Annotated in this window: 17 protein-coding genes; 6 read left to right on the top strand and 11 right to left on the bottom strand. The window is 42.8% G+C overall.

The features are described from left to right. The first annotated feature begins 123 nt into the window (after positions 1 to 123). The gene (locus VPNCDNU1_RS21195; RefSeq protein ID WP_104402182.1) at positions 124 to 1,029 is read left to right on the top strand and encodes a LysR substrate-binding domain-containing protein; all 906 of its coding nucleotides are present in this window, start codon (positions 124 to 126) and stop codon (positions 1,027 to 1,029) included. Between the two features lie 307 nt (positions 1,030 to 1,336). After that, positions 1,337 to 1,807: a DUF1097 domain-containing protein gene (locus VPNCDNU1_RS21190; RefSeq protein ID WP_104402181.1), complete on the top strand. Its 471-nt coding sequence runs from the start codon at positions 1,337 to 1,339 to the stop codon at positions 1,805 to 1,807. Here VPNCDNU1_RS21190 and VPNCDNU1_RS21185 read toward each other — a convergent pair. After that, positions 1,804 to 3,438 (bottom strand): ATP-dependent endonuclease, encoded by a 1,635-nt coding sequence (locus VPNCDNU1_RS21185; protein WP_104402180.1) that lies wholly within the window; start codon positions 3,436 to 3,438, stop codon positions 1,804 to 1,806. The genes VPNCDNU1_RS21190 and VPNCDNU1_RS21185 overlap by 4 nt on opposite strands. Positions 3,439 to 3,618: 180 nt before the next feature. Here VPNCDNU1_RS21185 and VPNCDNU1_RS21180 point away from each other — a divergent pair, with 180 nt between their 5' ends. After that, positions 3,619 to 5,316: a bifunctional metallophosphatase/5'-nucleotidase gene (locus VPNCDNU1_RS21180; protein WP_104402179.1), complete on the top strand. Its 1,698-nt coding sequence runs from the start codon at positions 3,619 to 3,621 to the stop codon at positions 5,314 to 5,316. A 401-nt stretch (positions 5,317 to 5,717) separates the two neighbouring features. On the opposite strand, the gene VPNCDNU1_RS21175 is transcribed toward VPNCDNU1_RS21180, so the two are convergent. The 4 genes from VPNCDNU1_RS21175 to VPNCDNU1_RS21160 all read right to left on the bottom strand — a co-directional run bounded on the left by VPNCDNU1_RS21175 (position 5,718) and on the right by VPNCDNU1_RS21160 (position 11,590). Then, complete coding sequence (locus VPNCDNU1_RS21175; RefSeq protein WP_104402178.1) at positions 5,718 to 7,376, bottom strand: ABC-ATPase domain-containing protein; 1,659 nt, start codon at positions 7,374 to 7,376, stop codon at positions 5,718 to 5,720. 187 nt (positions 7,377 to 7,563) lie between these two features. Beyond that, positions 7,564 to 9,471 (bottom strand): bifunctional diguanylate cyclase/phosphodiesterase, encoded by a 1,908-nt coding sequence (locus tag VPNCDNU1_RS21170; RefSeq protein ID WP_104402177.1) that lies wholly within the window; start codon positions 9,469 to 9,471, stop codon positions 7,564 to 7,566. A gap of 289 nt (positions 9,472 to 9,760) precedes the next feature. Next, positions 9,761 to 10,891: an enoyl-ACP reductase FabV gene (gene fabV, locus VPNCDNU1_RS21165; RefSeq protein ID WP_104402176.1), complete on the bottom strand. Its 1,131-nt coding sequence runs from the start codon at positions 10,889 to 10,891 to the stop codon at positions 9,761 to 9,763. 78 nt (positions 10,892 to 10,969) lie between these two features. Further along, positions 10,970 to 11,590 (bottom strand): arylesterase, encoded by a 621-nt coding sequence (locus VPNCDNU1_RS21160; protein ID WP_104402175.1) that lies wholly within the window; start codon positions 11,588 to 11,590, stop codon positions 10,970 to 10,972. Between VPNCDNU1_RS21160 and VPNCDNU1_RS21155 the strand changes: the two genes are divergently transcribed. The 3 genes from VPNCDNU1_RS21155 (at position 11,589) to VPNCDNU1_RS21145 (ending at position 16,483) form a co-directional block, all read left to right on the top strand. Continuing rightward, positions 11,589 to 12,263 carry an ABC transporter ATP-binding protein gene (locus VPNCDNU1_RS21155; protein ID WP_104402174.1) on the top strand — a complete coding sequence of 225 codons (675 nt, stop codon included), beginning with the start codon at positions 11,589 to 11,591 and terminating at the stop codon, positions 12,261 to 12,263. The genes VPNCDNU1_RS21160 and VPNCDNU1_RS21155 overlap by 2 nt on opposite strands. Beyond that, positions 12,263 to 14,734, top strand: coding sequence for an ABC transporter permease (locus VPNCDNU1_RS21150; RefSeq protein ID WP_104402173.1), 2,472 nt, complete (start codon positions 12,263 to 12,265; stop codon positions 14,732 to 14,734). The genes VPNCDNU1_RS21155 and VPNCDNU1_RS21150 overlap by 1 nt, the downstream gene beginning before the upstream one ends. A gap of 288 nt (positions 14,735 to 15,022) precedes the next feature. Then, positions 15,023 to 16,483 carry an NAD(P)-binding protein gene (locus tag VPNCDNU1_RS21145; RefSeq protein WP_104402172.1) on the top strand — a complete coding sequence of 487 codons (1,461 nt, stop codon included), beginning with the start codon at positions 15,023 to 15,025 and terminating at the stop codon, positions 16,481 to 16,483. A gap of 85 nt (positions 16,484 to 16,568) precedes the next feature. Here the strand turns inward: VPNCDNU1_RS21145 and phnE (VPNCDNU1_RS21140) are convergent, their stop codons facing one another. The 6 genes from phnE (VPNCDNU1_RS21140) to VPNCDNU1_RS21115 form a co-directional block, all read right to left on the bottom strand. Then, positions 16,569 to 17,372 carry a phosphonate ABC transporter, permease protein PhnE gene (phnE, locus tag VPNCDNU1_RS21140; protein WP_104402171.1) on the bottom strand — a complete coding sequence of 268 codons (804 nt, stop codon included), beginning with the start codon at positions 17,370 to 17,372 and terminating at the stop codon, positions 16,569 to 16,571. Continuing rightward, entirely contained in the window at positions 17,372 to 18,157 is a 786-nt protein-coding gene (gene phnE, locus VPNCDNU1_RS21135) for a phosphonate ABC transporter, permease protein PhnE (protein WP_104402170.1), read from the bottom strand. The genes phnE (VPNCDNU1_RS21140) and phnE (VPNCDNU1_RS21135) overlap by 1 nt, the downstream gene beginning before the upstream one ends. Next, entirely contained in the window at positions 18,145 to 18,915 is a 771-nt protein-coding gene (gene phnC / locus VPNCDNU1_RS21130) for a phosphonate ABC transporter ATP-binding protein (RefSeq protein WP_104402169.1), read from the bottom strand. Before phnC ends, phnE (VPNCDNU1_RS21135) begins: the two co-directional genes overlap by 13 nt. A gap of 110 nt (positions 18,916 to 19,025) precedes the next feature. Further along, positions 19,026 to 20,066, bottom strand: a complete 1,041-nt coding sequence (gene phnD, locus VPNCDNU1_RS21125; RefSeq protein WP_104402168.1) for a phosphate/phosphite/phosphonate ABC transporter substrate-binding protein — start codon at positions 20,064 to 20,066, stop codon at positions 19,026 to 19,028. Positions 20,067 to 20,296: 230 nt separating this feature from the next. Next, the gene (locus VPNCDNU1_RS21120; RefSeq protein ID WP_104402167.1) at positions 20,297 to 21,508 is read right to left on the bottom strand and encodes a glycerophosphodiester phosphodiesterase family protein; all 1,212 of its coding nucleotides are present in this window, start codon (positions 21,506 to 21,508) and stop codon (positions 20,297 to 20,299) included. 214 nt (positions 21,509 to 21,722) lie between these two features. Then, positions 21,723 to 23,075, bottom strand: coding sequence for a sigma-54-dependent transcriptional regulator (locus VPNCDNU1_RS21115; protein ID WP_371410806.1), 1,353 nt, complete (start codon positions 23,073 to 23,075; stop codon positions 21,723 to 21,725). Positions 23,076 to 23,081: the final 6 nt, after the last annotated feature.

Genomic DNA, 23,081 nt, shown 5'->3' with positions numbered 1-23,081 from the left:
AGTTTTATTGATAAGAGTTTAGATGCATGTAAAATGACCAAAAAAAGAAACCCCAATACCCTCTAGTTCAGAATATTTGCTATTGCGGTCATATGGGGTGATAAGAATTTCAAAAGGAAATCTATGCGCTATTCACTAAAACAGTTGGCAGTCTTTGATGCAGTGGCAGACACCGGAAGTGTTAGCCAAGCTGCAGATCATCTTTCATTAACTCAGTCCGCAACAAGTATGTCTCTAGCTCAACTTGAAAAAATGCTCGGTCGCCCTTTGTTTGAGAGACAAGGTAAAAGAATGATGTTGACGCATTGGGGTACTTGGCTTCGTCCTAAAGCAAAAAAGCTCTTACAAGATGCGCAGCAGATAGAACTGGGCTTTTTTGATCAGCATTTATTAAGTGGTGAGGTTCGCTTGTGTGCAAGTCAAACACCTGCGGAACATCTCGTTCCAGACCTTATCAGTATTATTGATAACGATTTTCCTGAGATGCGAATATCGTTAAAAGTGAAAAGTACACGCAGTGTTATTGAGGGCGTTTTGGATTACAAATACGACTTAGGCGTGATAGAGGGACGTTGCGACGACAATAGAATCCATCAGGAAATTTGGTGCCGAGACCACCTGACTGTTGTGGCTGCTGCTCATCACCCCTTTGCCCAACGAGATAAAGTCAGCCTTGCTCAACTCGAACAGGCGAAATGGGTACTGCGAGAGCATGGATCTGGTACTCGAAAAGTTTTTGATAGCAACATTCACAATTTAATTGCCGATTTAGACGTTTGGCGCGAATACGAACACGTACCTGTATTGCGAAGCATGGTTGCAAATGGCCCTTACCTTACTTGTCTACCTTATCTTGACGTTGAGCGGTTCATAGAATCTGGTCAATTGGTAGCGCTTAATGTGCCAGAACTGAAAATGGAAAGAACGCTGTCCTTTGTTTGGCGGGCAGACATGGTTGATAACCCACTTCTGGACTGTATTAAGAGAGAAGGTCTTCGTATGATGAAGAATAAACCGTCATTTTTGTAGTGACGGTTCTTCAATAGCAACGAGGTAAGTCAGCGTTAAAAGAAACGCTAAATTATGTATATTGATAAAGCGACCCGAGTGGTCGTTTTTCTAACTCCAATGCACTCCGGTGGTTTACCACAGGTGTAGTGCACCGCTAAGTCGATTTCCATATAGGTACACATGATAGCCGTCATCAATAAAATCGATTGCATTAACATTTCTATGTAATACACACCTTCCCGCTATATATAAATGTGAGTTAGATCGTATTCGATGTTGCTCGGTTTATATAACATCTCTTTTTGACTGCAATACAGGTTTTTCAATGAGTGTTCTATTTGCCATTGCACTTACAACTGGCATTCTTTCCGGTATCTGGGGTTGGCTATCTGTCGCTTTAGGTTTACTAAGTTGGGCTGGCTTTCTTGGCTGCACGAGTTACTTTGCTTCTCCACAAGACGGTGTAAAAGGTCTTGGTGCTTCTCTCCTTACAAATTTATCTGGCGTATTCTGGGCAATGGTAATAATTACCTTATCAGACTACTTGAGCCTAGAAATTATCGGTTACGCCGTCACGTCTATCGTTGCATTTTTCATGTGTATACAAGCTAAGAAAAGCTGGTTGGGTTATATTCCTGGCACGTTCATTGGCTGCTGTGCAACTTTCGCTGCAAATGGTAACTGGCAACTCGTTGTGCCATCACTTTTGTTGGGGGGAGTATTTGGCTATTTAATGAAAGCGAGCGGCGAGCGACTTCACCAATACCTAAACCTGACCAAGCAAGACGCCCACTAGCGATTTCCATTTGCTAACGAAACCACTCGTTTTAAGGTCCAACGAATCAGTAATGGGACTTTATCTGTACCGTTATCTTCGCAGTAACTGACAATGGCGAGAGCCAAATCGGGTTTAGCGTATTTTTTAAGAGCACGCGCAATGACTTTTTTGGCTGGAATTTGATGATCCATCGGGATTTTTACAAGGGAACGAAAAAAGGGTTCAAATCCATTGGCGTATAGGAAATGCTCGATGTCTCTGTCTGGAAGCTCGGTTAAGCGGTGACGCTCTTGTTCGTGGTTGAGTAAGCTGCGTACCGATGCAGAGTATTTCTTGCCAGCGGCATCGCCGTCGGTGACGACATGCCAATCGATATTGAACGATTGCGCGACTTTTACTAAAGATTTCAAACCAGATTGCGCGAACTCAATAATTTGAACGCCTTCAGCGGCTAAGTTGTAATCGAGAAGTCGTGCCAGTTCGTTGAAAAGCCAAACCTCCGTTTCTCCTTCAACCAAAAGCCAACACCGCGCAAATAAAGCACTAGAGCGGTGAAAGCGTATATGGAATCCGATTTTTCGTAGTTCGTCTGCGGTTAGCTTTTTATTCGAAATTGAATGCGCAACTGTTCGGTCGGAATGTCGAGTCAGTCGCCTAATCGTACTTAAAGGTACAGCGCTAAGAAGATCGCCGCTGTTGGTTGTGATGATCTTTTGCATCGGCAATAGTTGAAAGATGCTCCAAGCACGTATCAAGTGAGTAGGGTGTAGGCGTCCTTCTGGATCTTCAATAATCAGTATGGGGCGAGCGCAACGCCTTAAATCAGCCGGACCTTTTGCTTGTAGATACGCGCTCAGTAGACCCATAAGTAGCAAGCGCGTCTGTTTGTTATTGGTTTTATCTGCCAACTCCATAAGCGCATTTTTGTCGTTTTGGTTTGTACTCCCAAAGAAAATTCTATCGCGCTGTCGTCTTGGATTTCCGCGGGTTTGTCCACGTACATTAAAGTAATGTTCAACAAGGTTTTGCATGGAATTTAAACTACTGCGCATTTCCCCTTTGTTCACATGCCCAGGCATGGCTAATAAGCGTCTTGAGGTATTTTCAATCCGCTTTTCTGCTCGGGAGTTGATTTCATTTTGGGTGTTATTCGTGATTTGTCGCCTTGCATCTTTCAAACGTATAACGGGGTGAAGAGCCATCAATTCTTGAGCAAGTTTATACGCATGGTGTAAATGCAGTTGATTGCCAGATGCGTCTAAAAACATATAGTTGGTGGTGATTTTAAAGAGATCTCGTGTGGCGCTTAATCGATATATTATTCGCTTAGTGCCTTCGTCATCAGTTATCCATACCGGTTTTATTTTACGATAGCGTCCGGCTTGTTCTTCACCAGAGAAACTGGCTTTCCAACTCAACACTATTTGTAGATGTTGAGTTTGTTGCTCTGCAATTGAGTAGTCAACATGGAAATCTTGCATGACAAATTCATAAGGCACACAGTCACTAGGCAGGGCGATAGAGAGTGCATCAAGAAGTGAGGATTTACCCCAAGTATTTTCCCCTACAAGCGTTGTAAGCTCATCAAACGTAAGGGACAAACGTTTAATCCCACGAAAGCCAGCTATCTCAATTCTTTCTAACTGCATACATACCAAAAGGTCTTCTTGAACTATGTTTTAAGCTTATACCATTTCGTTAAGTTTAAGCGGTAATAGGATCACAGTATTTAATAAACAAACACTTAGCGCCGATCCTTCAATGATTCATTAATATGTCATTCAGGTAGGGCTATGATAGAATGGCAAAAAGGTCAGTAAGATAAAACAATGAAAAATCAAAATAAAAAAGCGTCGATAACGATCGCACACATCAACGACACACATTCTTATTTCGAGCCAAGTACCATTCAACTTCACTTAAACATCAACGGAAGGCAAGTTTCTCCTTTTATCAGCGTTGGTGGCTTTGCTCGCATTTCAAACCGGTTACAACAAATTAGAAAAACGGCGATCGAGAGTGATCGCCGCTTCTTGTTTTTGCATGCCGGTGATTGTTTTCAGGGAACACTTTACTTTTCTTTGTTTAAAGGACGAGCCAATGCCGAAATGCTCAGTGCCTTAGAGCCAGATGCAATGGTGGTAGGGAATCACGAATTGGATATGGGGAACGAGCCAGTTGCTGATTTTCTCGACAATATCAATTTTCCTATGATTGCGAGTAACTGGGATCTATCCGCCGAGTGTAATAAACCTAATCAATTACGCACTAAGCAAAACCTGCATTCGTACAACAAAAACGCAAAGCAAGGCAGTTGGTTAACATTTGATGCCAACGGTGAGCAAATCGCCGTATTCAGTTTGTCTCTCGATAAAATGGCAGACATTTCAAACCCAGATCCAGATACGCCGTTTTTGAATGCAAAGATGGTTGCCGAGCAAACGATTGATGCGATTCGTTCGTCAGGGATCAATAAAATTATCCTATTAAGCCATTTAGGGTACGAAGACGACAAACAGTTGGCAGCAGATGTTGAAGGGATCAGTTTGATTATTGGTGGTCATTCGCATGTGCTGCAAGGAGACTTCACTGACATAGGTCTAACTAAGCACGATGACTACGGCTTGCTAATCAACAACACAAGAATTGTACAAGCTGGATGCTACGCTCAATTTATGGGCCATTGTGAAATCGATTTTAATGAAGATGGCACTATCGCTCGATTTGACGGTAAGAATGAGCTTCTAGTTGGACGTAGGTTAGCTATGGATGCCAGCCTAGACGAACTTGTAGACGATTCAGTATACGATAAAACTCAAGCGGTAATTTATACACATCCTAACGTTATTCGTTGCACGAAAGATCAGGCAGTAAAGTCGATTCTTGACGACAAATATCGCCCACAAGTGAACGAGATTAGAGCAAGAGTGATTGGAGAAGCGTCAAAAGTTTATCGTCACGTCCGCATCCCAGATGAAGAGGGTCCCAGCGAACTAGCGCCAATAGTTTGTCGTTCGTTTTATACCGTGATGAATAACGATGGCCATAATGTTGAGTTTGCTATTCATAACGCTGGTGGAGTTAGGAATTCGCTTCCAAGCGGCAAAATTACCGTAGATGAAGTGGCAGGAAAATTGTTGCCGTTTGCCATACCGGTGGGCTATTACGACATAAAAGGCAAGTATCTCAAAGAGATGCTTGAAGGTGCTATCAATAACGCACTTAGTAATGGCGTGATTGGCACAGGGTCGGGTAGTTACCCATACACACATAATCTGTGTTTTGAATACGATGTGGATGCGCCAATGGGACACCGTATTACTAAGCTAATGATTGGTCATGCTCAGGGTTGGAAAAACGTTGAAGATGAAATAATTTATCGTGGCTGTTCAACTGCTTACACTATGAAAGGTAAGGAAGGTTATGACGCCATTCTTAAGATGGAAGATCAGGGGTTTGTGTCAACTCACTCTATGGCAGATTGCCTGATCGACCTCGTTCAATCTGACCCGACAGTATTTATTTGATCAGAAATTAAACAGTTGGTCTGTATTTTGCTTCTATCAATGCGAGAGATGATTCACTGCCGGCTACGAGTTAGCCATGAGCATCACTTATTTTATGCATTGGGAGAGTACCATATGTGGAGTAGAGACTGGCTAGACACCGTAATGGTGTGTGTATGGATTTTTGCTTGGTCTGCATTGGTCTATTTTATCCCGCTTACTGGGATGTAGTTGAGTATCGATATCAAAACAATTCGATAAAGATACAATTAAGGAGCCATATGGCTCCTTTGTTTTTGGCTACAACATAGATATGTTTTTGACTGAGATACAGACAAGCTAAGTGATACTCAAACAGACCTATCGAGGTCGTTTGAGTATACACACAATCAGTAACCAGTTTAAAGTGAGAGTTGCTCAGGCTATTTAGCGGCTTTAAACTGGGATTGCCTCATGCGGTTTAGTGCCGCCATGACATCAATCACTCGTGGTTTTGCTAGGTCACCATGTTTTGGCATGGCATCAAACCAACTATCTTCCTTAATCATGTTTGCTAGATCTTTTGCTGGATACTTTGACCAGCTAGGAAGCTGAGCAAATTGAAACCACACCCATCCAATAGCGTTAATTTGGCTTTCAGACTCAATTTGTTCAAGCGCTTGTAGATCCACTTGTTCTTTACCAAACCTCAAACGTGCCTTTCCTTTCGAACCAACACGGAACTTACCTTCAGCCAAAATACCTTGCAGTGATTTTGAATTAAATGAGCGTTCAGAGAACGTTGCGAGCGCTTCAGTCGCTTCTTGAACACGCTGTGTCGGATGCAGTTTGATCACTTCTTTTGCTTTTTCAGTTACATCGACTGCTTGGTAGTCGTGCATTTGAATGACGGTATCGGCAACGTCTAGGTAATCACCAGAGCCACCCATTACGATCAAGGTGGATATATCGAGCTCATCACGGATCTGACCGATGCGATCCACTAAAGGAGTGATGGGTTCTTCCCCTTTGCTAACGAGCGCTTGCATACGTTCGTCACGGATCATGAAGTTGGTTGCGGAAGTATCTTCATCAATCAGTAGAGCAGTTGCGCCAGATTCAATGGACTCTTGGAGCCAAGCTGCCTGAGAAGTGGAACCGGAAGCATCTTGAGTAGAAAACTCATCTGTACTACGACCCTGCGGCAAGTGATTAATGTAATTCGATAAGTTTAAATTGTGCACGCAACGACCATCTTCAGCGCGTATTTTCATTGCATTTTCATCAGCGACAACATACTCACGCCCATCACCAGGGATATGGTCATAAATAGAACGTTCGACAGCGTTCAATAGGGTAGACTTTCCGTGAAAACCACCACCAACAACGAGAGTGATGCCTTTTGGAATGCCCATGCCTTTTATCTTTCCGGAGTTTGGCGTATCTAACTCAATAGTGAGTGATTCTGGAGAAGAGAATTCAACCGCGTCTTGCATAGGTAAATCACTGTTGCCCGCTTTACGAGGCAATACGCTGCCGTTACCTACAAACGCCATCAAGTTGTGTTCAGAAAGCTGTTTTCTTAGTGCGACTTGGTCTTCAATAATTTCGCAGTGCTGCTTAAGACGGTCAATATCGAGCTCTCTGTGTAGAGTGGCTTTGCGGATAAACTTTGGTAAGTAAAACGTAAGAATATTGATCGCTTTCTTACCAAGAATTGTGCGCCCATCTGCAGGGAGGTCAACTCTAAATCGAAGCTCTATTCCTTCTTCGGTGAATACAACGGAAGTATGGTCCAAAACCGTTTGACCCGTCGACGCGATGAATACGTTGTTTTCTTGCGCTGCAAAGTGAGCAAAAGATCGAGCAATAAAATCTCGTGCTGCTCGTTGGAATGCCGGTGATGTTTCTTTTAACCACTCTAAACCTGTTAAAGACCACTGACGGAAAGCGCGAACTCTAGAGGCAGGAGCAAATGGATCGGCTTGAGTACTATCAATGAACAACTCAAAATCTCCGAAATCGTAACTGCCTTTAATTTTCTGGTAACTGCGATAGTTTTGTTTTTCAATTGTTTTAAGTAATGCGATCAGTTGATCCATTCGAGAAGTCACTATTTAGATTGGAGTGGGCGGAGATTATACCCAAAACATGTAAAGATGCGACCTTGAAAGTGCGCGACAATAAAAATGTCTTTTTGACCGATATATTAGCTCACGTATCCATGGTTTTAGGTGCTAATTGCTAAGTTGTCTGACCGTATAGCCTTCTTCAATTCTATAACGTTCTTCAATGCCTTGCCGCGATACGTTGACCGTTAAACTTTTTGGTGATGAGACTATTTTCAAACTCATGGGTATTCATGGGTTTGCCATAGAGGTATCCCTGAACATAATCGCAGCCTTCATCAAGGATGAACTGTTCTTGATCGTGGCTTTCCACACCTTCCATAACCACTTTCAATTTGAGCTTCTTAGCCACATGAATAATAGAGCGGATAATTTCTTTATCTTGCTCACTACCGGAAATTTGATTGATAAAACTTTTATCAATTTTAATGCAGTCAAATGGGTATTTCTTAAGATAACTGAAAGAAGAATAACCCGTACCAAAATCATCTAGTGACAACGTAACACCTAGCCCATGAAGCTTACGAAGTGTTTGCCCTGCGAGAAACTCATCGGCTATTAAGCTGGTTTCTGTTACTTCTAGCTCTAAACATTTTGGATTAAGCTTATAATAATCAAGTAATTGTTCGATTTGTTCGACAAAGTTTGGATCTCGCAATTGAACCGCAGAGACGTTAATTGCAACACGAAAATCCTTCATGTACTTCGTCCACTCAGCGGCACGCTGAATCGCGCTTCTTAATACGTAGTTTCCGACTTCAAAAATTAAGCCGTTCTTTTCTGCTAGTTGTATCAACGAATCGTTTGAGACTTGCCCCAGTACCGGGTGGTTCCAACGAAGGAGTGCTTCCGCTCCTAGCCAATACCCGTTCCTTGGCGATACTTTTGGTTGGAAGTAAAGCGTTAAATCGTCATTTCTAACCGCTTGCAGTAAATAGCTTTCTAATTGATTGTTGGTGGGCGTTGTAATGTTTGAATTGGCATAAAACGCATATTTTTTGCCCGAATCTTTACAAGCAAGCATTGCTTCACCTGCGTGCTTAAGCATTAAGTTTGCGTTATCTGCATCGTATGAAGTGGCGACACCAATGAATGCATGCAAATGAAGTGGCTGACCGTTAATAAAAAATTCCGATTGACCTATATCCACTAAGCGTTGACAGAGCGATTCAAGGTTGTGTTGCGACTCTTCAATCTCAAGCGCGAAAACGAGATCGATAGTGGATGTACGAGCCGTGATGCTATGTAATACATCGATGAAACCAACGCGCTTTCGATACTCTTTAAGCACAGTATCAAACACTTCATAACCATGCTTTGCTAACAATCGACGACCGTTTGTAAAACCAACATGAACAAAGGCGAGGGTGCTGTCTGTTGATTTCATCTGGCCAAGTAATGTCTGTGCCTCGTCAATCAAAGCCAGCCTATTGAGAAAACCAGTACCTAAATCATGGGATTGTTGGTAAAGAACTTTTTGTTCTGCTGCTTTACGGCGATCAATCTCCGTTCCAAGCGAAAAATTCAAGCTGGCAAGATCTTGTGTTCGGCTTTGAACTCGGTTGCGTAACTCTCGATTGGTTTGTTCCAATTGATACTGTTGATAAATCAGGGCAAGTTGCGACTCTACAGACTCTCGAAATGAGTCGAGAAGTGACTTAATCGTGGGAGAAAAGTGGTTTTCTTTATTATCAAGAATACACATGGTGCCAAATGGATCGCCATTTGGCCAATTTAATGGAATTCCATGATAAGCAATCATTCCTAGCTTAACATCAGGGTTATTTGCCCATTTGGGATCTTTCAATGCGTTTGGCACGGTGAGAGAGCGTTGTTCTTTAATGACGGTCTCACAATATAGTTTACCGTCTAAAGGTTCACATTCCGATTCTTTATAGGGGGTATTGGTTGACTCTGAAGCTTTATACACTTCGATAGAATGCCGATGCACTTGCATGATAAGTGCAGAGGGTACGTCGGATAACTCCGCAACCAAATTTACGATTTGTTGCCAGCTTTTTTGCATGTAAGCTGGAATTTCAATCTGACTAACGTCGATTTTTGACATGGAATCCTTTCCGTTCCCGAATTTTCTTCATCCTAACTACGATCAGTATATGACGCAGGATTCAGGTTCAACGTATTAGATGATGGATTGTCGCAAAATAGAGTCAGTACGCCATTTTTTCATCGCGCTTTCAGCACAAAGCGGAAGTTTGGGATCAAGATCTGAGCATTTTGCTTCAATTTATAAATGGATTGTGTGTTTTTACTGTGCAGCGGTAATTCAGAGAAACAAGCCATTCCCAAAGTACATGGGGAATGGCTTATTCGAAATGAAAACCGGATTTGTAATACTAGTAGCCATTTAGTTCTAGGAAATCAGATTTGAAGCCTGCATAGTCTCCGACTTGCTTGAAATTGGTTGCATCCATCTCATTGAGCAATTCCGATACCTTTATTTGGGTATCTGTATCTAACTCGTACTCATCAAGTCTGATCAGGCGCTCTGGATCGACTGGAATTTTGTTCACATACAATTTTTCTCTAAACAGTCGTTGCATTTGCTCAATACAGCCTTCGTGCGTTTGCTTTTCTTTCATTACTTTGTAAAGCGCAATGATATAAGGGCTGAACGTCGGGATGTAAACGCTAGCTTTGGTAACCAATGCTTTACAAACACAAGCGTAGGCGCCGCCTTGATATTGAGAAAGTTTGATATTGAGTGAATGACTCGTCTGATGAAGATCGACTTTCGCGTGACCAAGTGTTCCATCAAGGTAGATAGGGTGGGTGACGTCGGAGCCAACGTAAGAAAATGCAACGGTTTTACATCCAATCGCGATTGAGTCCGAATTAATTAAGGTATCAATCCAGCTTTCCCAATCTTCACCGCCCATAACACGAACCGTGGATTCGAGTTCTTCGTTACTTGCAGGCTCTACAGTATTTTCAACCCAAGAATCATCTTCCAGTAGTATTGAGGCACCTTTAACCGCTTCGTTCAGTGGTTTAATTGAGGAGTACCAGAAACCTTCGTCGTTTTTGCGTCGTTTAGCGGCCGCAAGGCTATAAATAATGAGATCGACTTCGCCTTCAAAGTAAGTTTCAATCGCTTCTATAACCTGCTCTCGAACTTCCGAAGAAAAGGCGTCACCAGCGATATTAACCGCTACGCTACCTTCTTTGTTTGCTTCTTGCTCAAAATATACGTTGTTATGCCAACCGGCACTTCCAGTGAAATTATCCGATGGCGCACGTTCGTGCGAAACACTAATGGTATTTGCTTTTGCACCACCAAACGTCAGAGCGATTCTTGCGGCTAAACCCAAACCGGATGAGCCGCCCAAAATTAGTACACGTTTAGGCGTAGTATTTATTGGTAATGATTTCTTAACAGTGTCAATTTGCTTACTTACAGCAGTCTGACAACCTTCAGGGTTTGCTGAGCGGGCAACGACACCATCAATCACTGGCTTGTTCTGCATGTCTTGGTCCTAATTATTATCGTAACCGCATAACCTTACACTAATGATGGGTATATTCAATTGAGCTAGAACAGCAAACTATTCGATTGCGGTGTCATTTTTTAGAAAAGGTGCAATTTCTTGTGCTACAAAGTCCGAAATCCAGGGTTGTGCTTCCGGCTTAGGATGTAAACCATCACTCATCATCCACTCAGGCTTTAAGATAACTTGCTCTAAAAAGAATGGAAGCAAAGGAATTTTATACTCATGAGCGAGGTCTTCATAAATAGCAGCAAACATATTGCTATAGCGCATGCCATAATTGGGTGGAACACGAATTTGCATTAGCAGTGCTTTTGCGCCAGATTGTTCACTGATTTCAATCAGCTCTCTTAGGTTTTTAGTGATCGTTTTAGGTGGGAATCCACGTAAACCGTCATTAGCCCCGAGCTCTATCAAAACCCAATCTGGGGAATGCGTGCCTAATAAACCCGATAGTTTGGCAAGTCCATTACCCGTTGTATCGCCAGAAACGCTGCTGTTAACGACAGTGACATTCAGGTTGTGTTCACTCAATGAATGAGATAGTAGAGACGGCCAGCTTTGCTCAGCCTTCATTTGGTAGCCTGCACTCAAGCTATCGCCCAAAATAAGTAAAGTTTGACTAAACGTCGTGTTAGAAAATAAAACACATAATAAGATCGAAAGGAAACGCAACATGCCATCATCCGTTATAAGAGCTGAATCAGTTTCTAAACAAGTTACTACTAATCAAGAACATTTAACAATCCTTGAAAACGTAAATTTGGAAATTAGTCGTGGCGAAAGCGTCGCCATCGTAGGTACATCTGGTGCAGGAAAGTCGACGTTAATGACGTTACTCGCGGGTTTAGATACGCCATCTGAAGGGGAAATTACGTTACTTGATAAGCCTTTAACCAAACTTGACGATGAAGCACGCGCTGCACTTCGTAGCGAAACGGTGGGTTTTGTATTTCAAAGTTTTCTTCTGATTCCGAGTTTAACAGCATTAGAAAATGTCACTTTACCTTGCCTTCTAAAAGGTGAAGATGAGGATACAGACCGAGCTCGCTCATTGTTAGAGTCTGTAGGGTTGAGCCATCGAGAAAATCATCTCCCAACTCAACTTTCAGGTGGTGAGCAACAGCGTGTTGCTTTAGCTAGAGCCTTCATGATCAAACCTAAAATTCTGTTTGCTGATGAACCCACAGGAAACCTTGATCAACATACTGCTGCAAATATTATTGAGCGACTGTTTGAGATGAACAAGCAACACGGCACAACGTTAGTGCTTGTCACACACGATCCTGAGCTTGCAAAGCGTTGTGATAGAACGTTCCACATGCAAGCAGGTCATTTGGAGGTGGCATAATGGAAGAAGTGCAAACCCCAGTTGCCACCCCTAAACTCAAAATGCCTAATCGACAATTGTTTCGCTGGAGCATTAGAGAAATCAAACAAGGTCAGCTTTGGCCGATTTCAGCCGCATTAACGCTTATCATTGCCTGTATTTTTGCCCTCAGCGCACTTGCAGACAGGATGGAGCAGGTCATAGTTAAACAAGGGAAAGATGCTTTAACCGCCGACTCTGTATTTGTATCCGCCAATCCAATTCCTGATCATTTGCTAGAACAAGTGTCAAAACAAAATCTACAAACAACCAATTTAACGCGATTCGCCACCATGGCATTTAGCGAAGAAGACATGCAATTGGTAACGGTTAAAGCGGTTGGCGACGAGTACCCTTTACGTGGAGAACTGATTTTAACTGGTAAAGAAGGTGTTCGTTCTTCGGTCCGTCCCGGTGAGTTATGGATAGAGCCACGTGTGCAAGATCAGCTTGGTACCAAGGTGGGTGACGTTGTCACGATAGGGGATGCAGATTTAAAAGTTTCAGGCATCATTACCGAAGAACCCGGTTTGTCTTTTAATCCGTTTCAGCAAATGCCCTCTGTGATGATCAATTCAGCCGACATTGATAAAACCGGCGCATTACAGGTTGGTAGCCGTGTTCAATTCCGGCTGTTTCTTAACGGTGACGCAGCTGCAATCCAAAAAATTGTTGATGATACAGAATTAACTCCAAGTGATAGATGGCTGACGGAAAATACTCAAAGCCGAACTTCCGACGTATTCACTCGAACTAAGCAATATCTCTCTCTAACCGTCGCTATTGTTATTTTGATGGCCGCAACGACGCTCGTATTAACTTGCCAACACTATGTGGCCAACAGACGCCAGACTATTGCGATGTTAAAAAGTATTGGGGCGAGCAAAAACTGGATAGCGCGTTGGTTGTGGGTTCAGTTAGGTGTGTTGTTTGCCATCGGAATCACTTTCGGCATTGCCATTGGTATCGGCTTGGAAGTGCTGCTCCGTTTACCCATGGGTGATTTGCTTCCGGATCCATTACCTTCATACGGTTCAGCACCTTACCTATATTCTGTGGTGACATGTGTCCTGATTAGCGTACCTGCACTTGGAATACCGCTATTGCATTTACTGAACACTCCCGCACTAAGCGTAATGCAGGAATCTACTAAGTCTATTAGTAAAAAATCGTTGTTATTGCTTTTAGTTCCTGTGATTCCAATGCTGATAGTCTATGGCGGTAATCTAATGGTGTGGATGGTGTTAGTTGGTATCGTTGTGCTGTTTGTATTGCTTGGAATAGCCAGCACGTTAATAACACGACTTGTCGCAAAGTTACCAATGAACACAACAATGAAACTTGCAGTTAGCCGACTTAACCGCACAAGTGTGGCAAGTGGCGTTCAGTTTGCTGCACTAGCGTTGTCTCTGATGCTGCTATCTATTATTTGGTTGGTACGAACAGATTTACTTAGCGACTGGCAGCAAACTCTGCCTGAAAATGCCCCAAATGTGTTTGCGTTAAACATCGCATCTACAGAAATTGATGATTATCTTGAAACTCTTGATGGAAACGTACAGGAGAGGTCTGAGGCTTATCCCATAATACGTGGGCGAGTAAGTACGATTAATGATGTTCTCGCCAAAGATTATGTATTGGAAAAAATAGGTTCCGAAGAAGAGACAGATGCACTAAGCCGAGAATTGAACTTTACGTGGGCAGATCAGATTCCTGCACATAATGAGTTATTGGAAGGAAGTTGGGTCGGCAAAGGGTCTGTCTCGGTCGAACAAGAAGTTATGGCTGAGTTAGGGCTTGAGATAGGAGATACGCTGAGCTTTGTGATTAACGGTGTTACGGTTGAAGCCAAGGTCGATTCTGTTCGTTACGTAGAGTGGCGAGAGATGAAACCGAACTTTTACTTTATATTTTCACCGGATGTTTTGGCGAGTATCCCATCAACTTACTTAGTTAGCTTCAGAATTGATGAAGAGAATAAACCATTCTTAACGACGTTGTCTCGCTCATTCCCAACAGTTAGCGTGATGGATATCAGTACAATGGGTGCTAAGATTCAGGAGCTTTTGAGCCAAATTGTATGGGCAATTACTGTTTTAGCTGGTCTTGGCGTTCTGGCTGGATTAATGCTCATCTTTACGCTTCTAAGATTGAGTCTCTCACAACGACAACAAGAAATTCGATTGTATCGAACGCTTGGAGCCTCAAAGAAACGAATTTCAAATACTCTGTGGTGTGAATTTGGTTTAATGGCGGTTACAGCTGGTGTGATTGCGAGCTTTGGTGCTGAAGCTAGTGTCGCAAGCCTGATGAAATGGGGCTTTGAATTAACACCTAATGCACATCCTTGGCTATGGGTTCTACTACCGTTGCTTAGTTTTTTGACTTTAGGTTTGGTTCTTAACACTTTGATAAAGCGCTTGTTAATTCCAGTGAATAAGGGCGCATATTAAAGGGTTGTGAATAACTAGGGGTGACTTATCCACAAAATCAGTGGATAAATATTTGGATAACTTTGGGCGAATAATTGGGATACATTCGCCCAAGCCAATGGCTAAGGAACTTCGACGCAATTTGTTATTCACAAATCTGAAATGTGTTTAATTTGGGGCAATATCGTCAAGTTTTTTTTAAGTTTTTTTTGATCGTTCTTTATAACGAAAAGGTACAAGAAAAATGTGATTTTCTTCAAATCAATATCTGAGTAAAATACTTGGGTACCTAAAAAACGTATTAAAGACATGACCCTCAAAAAAAATAAAGAGCAGAAGACATTAAGTGTTGGAATTATTGGTGGTGGCATTGCAGGTTCTACTGCCGCTCTCAAATTTTCAGAGCTAGGTTTAGATGTGACTCTGTTTGAAAAACGCGACAGCCTAGTTAACGGTCCACCCATCTGTCACCTTCATGCTGGTGGTAACTTGTATCGTGAAATCTCGGAGAAACAATGTGCAGAATTGCTTCGTCAATCTATCGATACCGTAAAGCTTTTTCCTCATACGATTAACATCAGACCCACGGTAATTGTTGTCCCTACCACTGATGATGGGAACGCTGATGAGATTCTCCCACGTCTTGATTTTCTTCAAAGTTATTACCAGTCATTAGTTGATGATGATGAATCTAATTCCGTATTAGGGAGCCCTCAAAACTACTACGTAACGTATGAAAAAGATCAGCTAGAGGTGCTCCGTGATAAAAAACAGCCAGAACAGCCTGCTACATTTGATGATTGGATGATTCCTTTTGCTCGGCATACCAACCTAGACAATATTAAGTACCCAGTGGTCATTGTGCAGGAATTTGGTTGGAGTGTATTCAGGCTTTCATCAACACTCGATTTGGCTTTAGCAAGTAAAAGCAATTGTGATTTGCGTATAGAAACCGCAGTTGAAAAGGTTGAAAGAAGCGATGAAGGGTGGTGTATCTCACATTCTCAATTAGGGGAAGGTACCACTCAATACACGCAGGTAGATTATCTTATTAACGCAGGTGGTTTCGAAACGGGCATAGTCGATGATTGGACACAGCGTCCAAAGCAAAGGTTCGTTGAATTTAAAGCCGCCTATGTAACCCGTTGGGATGATTGTGATGAGCAATGGCCTGAAGTTATATTTCACGGACAACGCGGAACTCCAAATGGAATGGCTCAGTTAACACCTTATGCTAATGGGGTGTTTCAGCTCCACGGGATGACGGAAGACATTACGCTATTTCACGATGGGCTAGTTACGAGTAATGGCAACAGTTCTCAGCCTGCATTACCTAATTACCTGCTTTCTAAAATTGGGGCTGGATGGCCAGAGGCCGATCAATTGGTGCGCACCAATCGTGCTATAGAGCATATGTCTCAATTTATTCCTTCTTTTGCTAGTGCAGAAATGGCGAGTAAGCCACTTTACGGAGCGCAACAAATTCCTGGTGAAGACTCTACTTTAAGAGCGTCTGACATTTCGGTGGAAGGGAGTAATTATGCGCGCATGGAAATTGTGAAGGCGTCGTCGGCGATAGAAGCATCGGAACAGATAGCTGCACACATGCACTCGCAGCAGATGATTTCAGAAAAGCAACTTTTGCAATCGTATGAGTTTTTGAATGGTGTTCAAGAATCAGATGTTGTTGGAAGGGCGGTGGAACTGGCGATACAAAGGGATTACCCTGAAGAGCTAGCACTCGTCGCAGGGGTGTCTAAACCTATTTAACAAGTAAACTATCGAAAGTATTGAAAAGCCCAGAATGCAACTCTGGGCTTTTTTGTTTGGTGACTTCCGTTTGGACTTATCTTAGTTAGATAAGCTTTTTACGAATTTGAATAACCAACGCTTCGGCTAATACAACAACAACAAAGATGCTCAATAGGATCACAGAAACTTTTTGCCATTCGAACAAATTCATCGCATCACTTAGAAGTACACCGACTCCCCCAGCACCAACCAAGCCTAGAACAGCTGATTCACGTACATTGATATCCCAACGGAAAAGTACAATGGAATAAAACGCGGGCATAATTTGAGGCCAATACCCTTTAATTAAGATGCTTGCTGTTGAAGCACCTGTTGCTCTTAGCGCTTCAATTGTGCCCATGTTGACTTCGGTGATCGCCTCTGCAAGCAACTTACCAACGAATCCGATGCTTCGAATTGCAATCGCCATGATGCCTGCAATAACTCCGGGACCAAAGAACGCGATAAATAGCAGTGCCCAAACCAAGGAGTTGATGGAGCGAGATGATACTAGAAAGAACTGCGCAATCCAGTTGATGGTTTTGTACGGTGTAATGTTAGGTGCATTTAACAACGCTAATGGCACGGCGAAAATTAACGTAAACAATGTACCCAGTGTCGCAATATGCAGTGTCTCAATCAGTGCATCGTGAACGCTTTCTGGGTAAAAGCCATATTCAAGTGGTACCATTCGTTTGAACATATCGGCGAACTGGGCGGGCGCATCGTATAGAAACTCAGGAATGACTTCGACGGTTTGCCAAGACCAAACCAGCGCCATAACGAAACAAAAATAGGCGGCGTATCGCATCAGTTTTTCTGATGTCGTAAATCGTTCCCAGTGATGATCAATATTTGCAGTCGCCATCAGAAAATCCTCCGAACGATGTTAGATAAGAATTCACCAATTAAAATCAACGTAATGATGGTAATTAGGATCGCTGCAACAAAGTCATAATCGAACCTTTGGAATGCAGAAAAAAGGGTACCACCAAGACCACCAGCTCCGACAATTCCGACCATAGTCGAGTTGCGCAGATTCGAGTCCAACTGATAGCTTGAAAATCCGATAAAGCGAGAAAACACTTGAGGCATTACCGCGAATAATACAACGCTGATAAAACTGGCTCCTGTTGCCCGAATCGCTTCCACTTGCTTGAAAGAAATTTCCTCAATCGCTTCAGCAAAAAGCTTTGCAATGAACCCGATGGAAGCAACGACAAGCGTAAGAATCCCCGCTAATGCACCAAAACCCACAGCCTTAACAAACAGTATTGCGATGATGACAGGATGAAATGAACGGCAGAGAGCGATGAGCCCACGTACAGGCGTATTTACAACTAGAGGCATCATATTTCGAGCGGCAAGTAACCCTAAAACCAGCGATATAACGATGCCAAAGAAGCTCGAAATGATCGCTATCTGTAGGCTTTCTGCAAGACCATCAAGGAGCAAACTGCGTCTTGAGAAATCTGGCGGAAACATACGAGAAAGGAGACGTTCACTCTCTCCAATACCGATTATAATCCGGTCTAAACTTAGCCCTAATGACGAGAAGCTATAAACCAAATACGCTATTACACCAACCCAAATAAGTTTATTCGACCAGTGAGCTTTGAATGGGTTTTGTTGATTGGCAGTTAATCCAGCCATGATTCACCTCCGTAGATGACCTTGAGATCGTCTTCGGTAATCCCATTAGGATGCCCGTCATAATGAACTGAGCCTCCACACATGCCGATGATTCGCTTTGCAAAACGCTTAGCAAGGTTAACGTCATGAATATTAACTAACACTGGGATTTGGTTCTTTTCAGCAAGTTGCTCCATCAGCTCCATGATCTCGACAGCGGTTTTAGGGTCGAGTGAAGAGGTAGGTTCATCTGCTAGAAGAATATAAGGATCTTGCATAACAGCGCGTGCGATACCTACACGTTGCCTCTGCCCACCGGACAAGCTGTCCGCTCTTTGATTGGCGAAATCAGATAAACCTACAAAATTGAGCAGTTCAAAAGCTTTGTTGATGTCTTCTTGTGAATAGTTACGACGCCATGCGTTCCATGCGCTCATATATCCCAGCCGACCAGTGAGAACATTCTCAATTACTGTTAACCGTTCGACCAGATTATATTCCTGAAACACCATTCCTATGTGACGGCGTAACTTTCTGAGTTGTGTACCTTGCAATTTTGTTAAGTCTTCGCCATTAAATAGAATTTCACCAGAAGTAGGGTCGTTTAGCCTGTTAATGCAACGAAGAAGAGTGCTTTTTCCCGTCCCTGAGGGACCAATGATCGCAACGATACCCGGCTCTTGAATGTCAACATCTATACCTTTGAGAATTGGCTTTCCTGGGACGTAAGAATGCTGTAGTTGATTGATGGCAATGCCACGAGGACGAGTACTTGTCATCGTTTATTCCTTGTATTCAAAAAAGCCTATGCCCTACCCAAAGGAGGGCATAGGAAAGTGATGAGTGTTTAAATTAGATTTATGATCTAGGGTCAACAGACCCTATGGTGTTACTGGTTTTTGGCTTGCTTAGCGAGTTCAGCCGCTTTCTTCTTAGCTCGTTTAGCGGCTTCTTTTTCTGCTAGCTTTTTAAGCCCTGTTTTGGTGTAAGCGGTACCAGTAGCGTGTGCAATGTTGCGGATTACCGCCCAATCTTCTTTATACGTAATAGGAGCAAAGCGATCGGCACCCTTAAAAGTTGCGCTCATTTCCGGCGTAAAGCGATAGGAAGAAAACGCTTCTCTAATTTTCGCAACCAGATCAGGATTGAGATCGTGTGAGTAGCCAAAAGCAGAGGTAGGGAATCGAGGGCTGCGATAAATGATCTTAAGCGCACTTTCGTCGACTCGTCCTGCCGCTACCATTCGATCATAAACATCTGATGCGACAGGTGCTGCGTCGTAGTCACCATTAAACACACCAAGAATAGATTGATCGTGTTTACCTGAATAAAGAACTTTGTAATCTTTGTCTGGAACTATCCCTTTGTTTGGAAAGAGTGCTCGTGGCGCTAGGTTACCGGAGTTTGATGAAGCAGAAGTGTGTGCAACGCGTTTGCCTTTCAAATCGTCCATGGTGTTAATGCCACTGTCCTTTCGAACGATCGTAACTAAGTTATAGCCTTGGAAGCCGTTCTCGTTACCTTTTACAGCAATGGGCACATAACCTGCGAGGTTTACGGCATAGCCTGTTGGACCGGTTGAGAATCCAGCAACGTGCAATCTTCCCGAACGCATGGCTTCTACTTGTGCGGAGTTGGAGTGTACGGTGTAGTAAATAACGCGTTTACCTGTCACCTTAGTAAGGTGCGCCTGAAAGTCAGCGAACGCATCTTTGTATATAGCGGGGTCTTCAACAGGAGTATATGTAAAGACCAATGTACTTGGATCGCGCCAGTCGTCTTTGTTTTTTGGCGTGTCAGCAACAAGGTCATTGTTTTCATCGCAATAACGGTCATCCAATACACCTCTGTTTTCACACGTCTGCGCAAACGCTAATGAAGGCAAAAGCAGGGAGGTAGCAATAAGTAATCCTTTAGGTGCTAATTTCATCTTGAAACCTTTTTGTTGATTTAATGTAAAGGGTCGCGTTTGTTATTGCTAGGAGCGTGCCATGTTAATTAGTACTTATAAAACAATGAGATAAAAAATATGATTTCTTTTGTGTTTACAAATGTGTCACATTTGTCCATTGCTTTTTTAAAGTTTGGGTCAAATGTGTCCAAACCGTTTTTGTGAATAATTAAGAGCCGCTTTTGGCGGCTCTATCATTAACTTATCTACTATAGTTTCATGCAGTTAGCGTAATAAGTAACGGTTGAAGGCCAATCACTGAATACACCTAAAACACCTACTTTTTGTGCCAAAACATCTAACATCACCATGGCATCACCATCGTTATTGATGCTGTCTTTAACACTTTGATAATACCAACCACCACCGTTGTTTAGTGGTCCGGAGCGTTCTAACGTCCATGTGATAATATCAAGCCCAGCTTCTTTCGCTAGCTTGGCATAATCTGAAGGCACAATGCTTCCTTCACTGTCCAAAGTAACCAAGGCGTACATAGGAGGTGCAATAATATTAACGCCTGATTCCACTAAAGATTTCATATTATCTAGCGTGGGTTTAAAGTTTTCATCGTTGTAGACTCGATCGTCTAAGTAAACAGCTTGCTGACCAAACTTAGGCTCTTTTGCTAGCCAATATTTTACATCGTTCAAGTTAAACGATTGTACGTAGGCATCCTTCGCTTTAATCCCGCCAGCTTTTAGTTCATCAATCAGTTTTTGCGCATAATCTTCTTGCGAAAAACCGTTGTAAGGCATATCAACTGCAGGCGACTTAAGCTCTGGAGTGACTTTTACACCGTGTTCTTTAAACAAAGCGACGCTTTCTGCATGAGTCATTAACGTGCCCGATGTAGAGTAGAGATCGGTTCGCCAGCCTGGTGTTCCATTCATGTACTCTTCAGGTGTTTGAGCCATTGGGTTAGCCCCATCCATTTTTCCTTTAAGAGTTTTGAATTCCGCCAAAGTAAAGTCAGACGTGCGGCATTCGGCTTGTGCTTTTTCCCCAGTTTCTAAATTGGCTGGTTTGAACGGAATGGTACATTTTTTGGCAAGCTCAGGAATGGCAAGTACATTGGTTGTTGTATGCAGATCGCTTTGCGAATGACGGCATACCAATTCTTTGTCTTTCGTGAAAGTAACATCACACTCTAGTACCCCTGCACCTGTGCGAATTGCGGCTAAATAGGATTCTTTTGTGTGTTCCGGAAACTGCATTGCTGCACCGCGGTGACCGATGGAAAAATCGCTTCGATGAAAAGGACCGGCTTCACAAGTTTGAAGCTTAGTTTTTAGTGCGCTTTCATCCATATTGTCGACAAGATACATAGGGCGGGGGCCCAAATCTGCCGAGACTTTGGCGAAGGCAACCCCTGACGTCAGCCCAAGGCAGATGAGCGTAGTGCCCACAAGTAGTTGTTTCATGTTATTTCTCCATTTTATAGATTGCACTTTAATGTGCAAAAGGAGAATTGCAGACTGCATGCCAATTATTTTTCACATTAAAAACAATGAGATAAAATAATAGATACTGATTATGGGTCATTTTTGTCCTTCAAATGAAAACTCTTAGAAACGCCAAGACGAAGGGAGGTCTTGACGTATGATAAGTAACCTTAGCTCTGGTTAAGCAAGAAGTTTATGAGCGTTTCAATACTTTAAAACTGTCTTTGTCTAACTGATGTTTTTTCATTTTCCGGTACAAAGTTTTTCGTGGAAGGTTTAGTGTTTCTGATACCTGATTAATGTTTCCGCTGCTTTCAGAAAGCGCTGTTACCAGCAAATTTTTTTCATACTGATCAATTTGTTCTTCAAATCCTAACGTTTTAGCTGTTTTATCAACTTCAATTGGCGCTTCGAGATCAAATCCATCTCCTACGATACCTAGCACAAACCGTTCAGCCACGTTTTTTAGCTCGCGAACATTTCCGACCCAAGTGTGCTTGTGTAATTGCTGAATATGCTCCTGATAAAGAGAAGGGGCGCGAGAGCTGTATTTTTCACACGCTTGAAGGACAAAAAATCGAAACAGACTTTGCAGATCTTCTTTGCGATCCCGAAGTGGTGGCAAATGAATGCTTGCAATGTTTAACCGATAGAAGAGATCGCTTCTAAATTGTCCCTGCTCGCTCAGTGCTGACAAGTCTGCTTTACTGGCTGCAATAATCGTTATATTGACTTTGATGAGTTCGTTGCTGCCTACTCGTTCAATAACACGTTCTTGGATGACACGAAGCAACTTTATTTGAATGGCAATTGGCATGGTTTCTATTTCATCAAGAAAAAGGGTGCCTCCATTTGCTTGTTCAATCTTACCAATTCTTTTGCGATTCGCGCTTGTGAAAGCCCCGGCTTCATGCCCGAAAAGCTCGCTTTCAATAATACTTTCACTCATTCCACCGCAGTTAATGGCGACGAACGGTTTCGATTTCCGTTTACTAAACTGGTGTAACGCTCGTGCTATTACTTCTTTACCGGTTCCAGTTTCACCATTGATGATGGTGTCTACGTTTGATTTAGCGAGAGCTAGGACTTGAGTGCGGATCTTATCCATTTTACTGGAGTCGCCAATGATGACGTCTTCTATACTGGTGCTGCTTGGCAAAGGGTGCTTTTCTAGCTGCATGAGCCGAGTCTGACAGGCCATTGTTAACTTTTCGGTTAACAGTTCCGGCTCTAGTGGTTTCTCTAAGAAATCAAAGGCTCCGTTTTTCATGGCTTCTATAGCCATTGGGATATCACCATGCCCACTCATTAAGATTACTGGGACTCCGGGAGCTCGGTTATTAATAGCACTTAATAGGCATAACCCATCGATGGAAGGCATTTTAACGTCGCACAAAACAGCTAGGTTACTTTCTGGCTTAAGCTGCTTGAGTGCCTTTTCTGGTTCAGTAAACGTAGAAACATCGAACCCTTCAAGTTCGAGCATTTCTCCGACAGCGTCGACGACATCGTGTTCGTCATCAATAAGTAGAATTGAATGTTTCATTGTAAT

The sequence above is a fragment of the Vibrio penaeicida genome, assembly GCF_002933855.1.
Taxonomy (GTDB): domain Bacteria; phylum Pseudomonadota; class Gammaproteobacteria; order Enterobacterales; family Vibrionaceae; genus Vibrio; species Vibrio penaeicida_A.
The sequence above is the reverse complement of the archived record's forward strand: the minus strand, read 5'-3'. Positions and strand labels throughout refer to the sequence as shown.

Coding starts and splice junctions, on each gene's coding strand:
- VPNCDNU1_RS21195 (WP_104402182.1), top strand. CDS start 124: ATGCGCTATTCACTAAAACAGTTGGCAGTCTTTGATGCAGTGGCAGAC.
- VPNCDNU1_RS21190 (WP_104402181.1), top strand. CDS start 1,337: ATGAGTGTTCTATTTGCCATTGCACTTACAACTGGCATTCTTTCCGGT.
- VPNCDNU1_RS21185 (WP_104402180.1), bottom strand. CDS start 3,438: ATGCAGTTAGAAAGAATTGAGATAGCTGGCTTTCGTGGGATTAAACGT.
- VPNCDNU1_RS21180 (WP_104402179.1), top strand. CDS start 3,619: ATGAAAAATCAAAATAAAAAAGCGTCGATAACGATCGCACACATCAAC.
- VPNCDNU1_RS21175 (WP_104402178.1), bottom strand. CDS start 7,376: ATGGATCAACTGATCGCATTACTTAAAACAATTGAAAAACAAAACTAT.
- VPNCDNU1_RS21170 (WP_104402177.1), bottom strand. CDS start 9,471: ATGTCAAAAATCGACGTTAGTCAGATTGAAATTCCAGCTTACATGCAA.
- fabV (WP_104402176.1), bottom strand. CDS start 10,891: ATGCAGAACAAGCCAGTGATTGATGGTGTCGTTGCCCGCTCAGCAAAC.
- VPNCDNU1_RS21155 (WP_104402174.1), top strand. CDS start 11,589: ATGCCATCATCCGTTATAAGAGCTGAATCAGTTTCTAAACAAGTTACT.
- VPNCDNU1_RS21160 (WP_104402175.1), bottom strand. CDS start 11,590: ATGTTGCGTTTCCTTTCGATCTTATTATGTGTTTTATTTTCTAACACG.
- VPNCDNU1_RS21150 (WP_104402173.1), top strand. CDS start 12,263: ATGGAAGAAGTGCAAACCCCAGTTGCCACCCCTAAACTCAAAATGCCT.
- VPNCDNU1_RS21145 (WP_104402172.1), top strand. CDS start 15,023: ATGACCCTCAAAAAAAATAAAGAGCAGAAGACATTAAGTGTTGGAATT.
- phnE (WP_104402171.1), bottom strand. CDS start 17,372: ATGGCGACTGCAAATATTGATCATCACTGGGAACGATTTACGACATCA.
- phnE (WP_104402170.1), bottom strand. CDS start 18,157: ATGGCTGGATTAACTGCCAATCAACAAAACCCATTCAAAGCTCACTGG.
- phnC (WP_104402169.1), bottom strand. CDS start 18,915: ATGACAAGTACTCGTCCTCGTGGCATTGCCATCAATCAACTACAGCAT.
- phnD (WP_104402168.1), bottom strand. CDS start 20,066: ATGAAATTAGCACCTAAAGGATTACTTATTGCTACCTCCCTGCTTTTG.
- VPNCDNU1_RS21120 (WP_104402167.1), bottom strand. CDS start 21,508: ATGAAACAACTACTTGTGGGCACTACGCTCATCTGCCTTGGGCTGACG.
- VPNCDNU1_RS21115 (WP_371410806.1), bottom strand. CDS start 23,075: ATGAAACATTCAATTCTACTTATTGATGACGAACACGATGTCGTCGAC.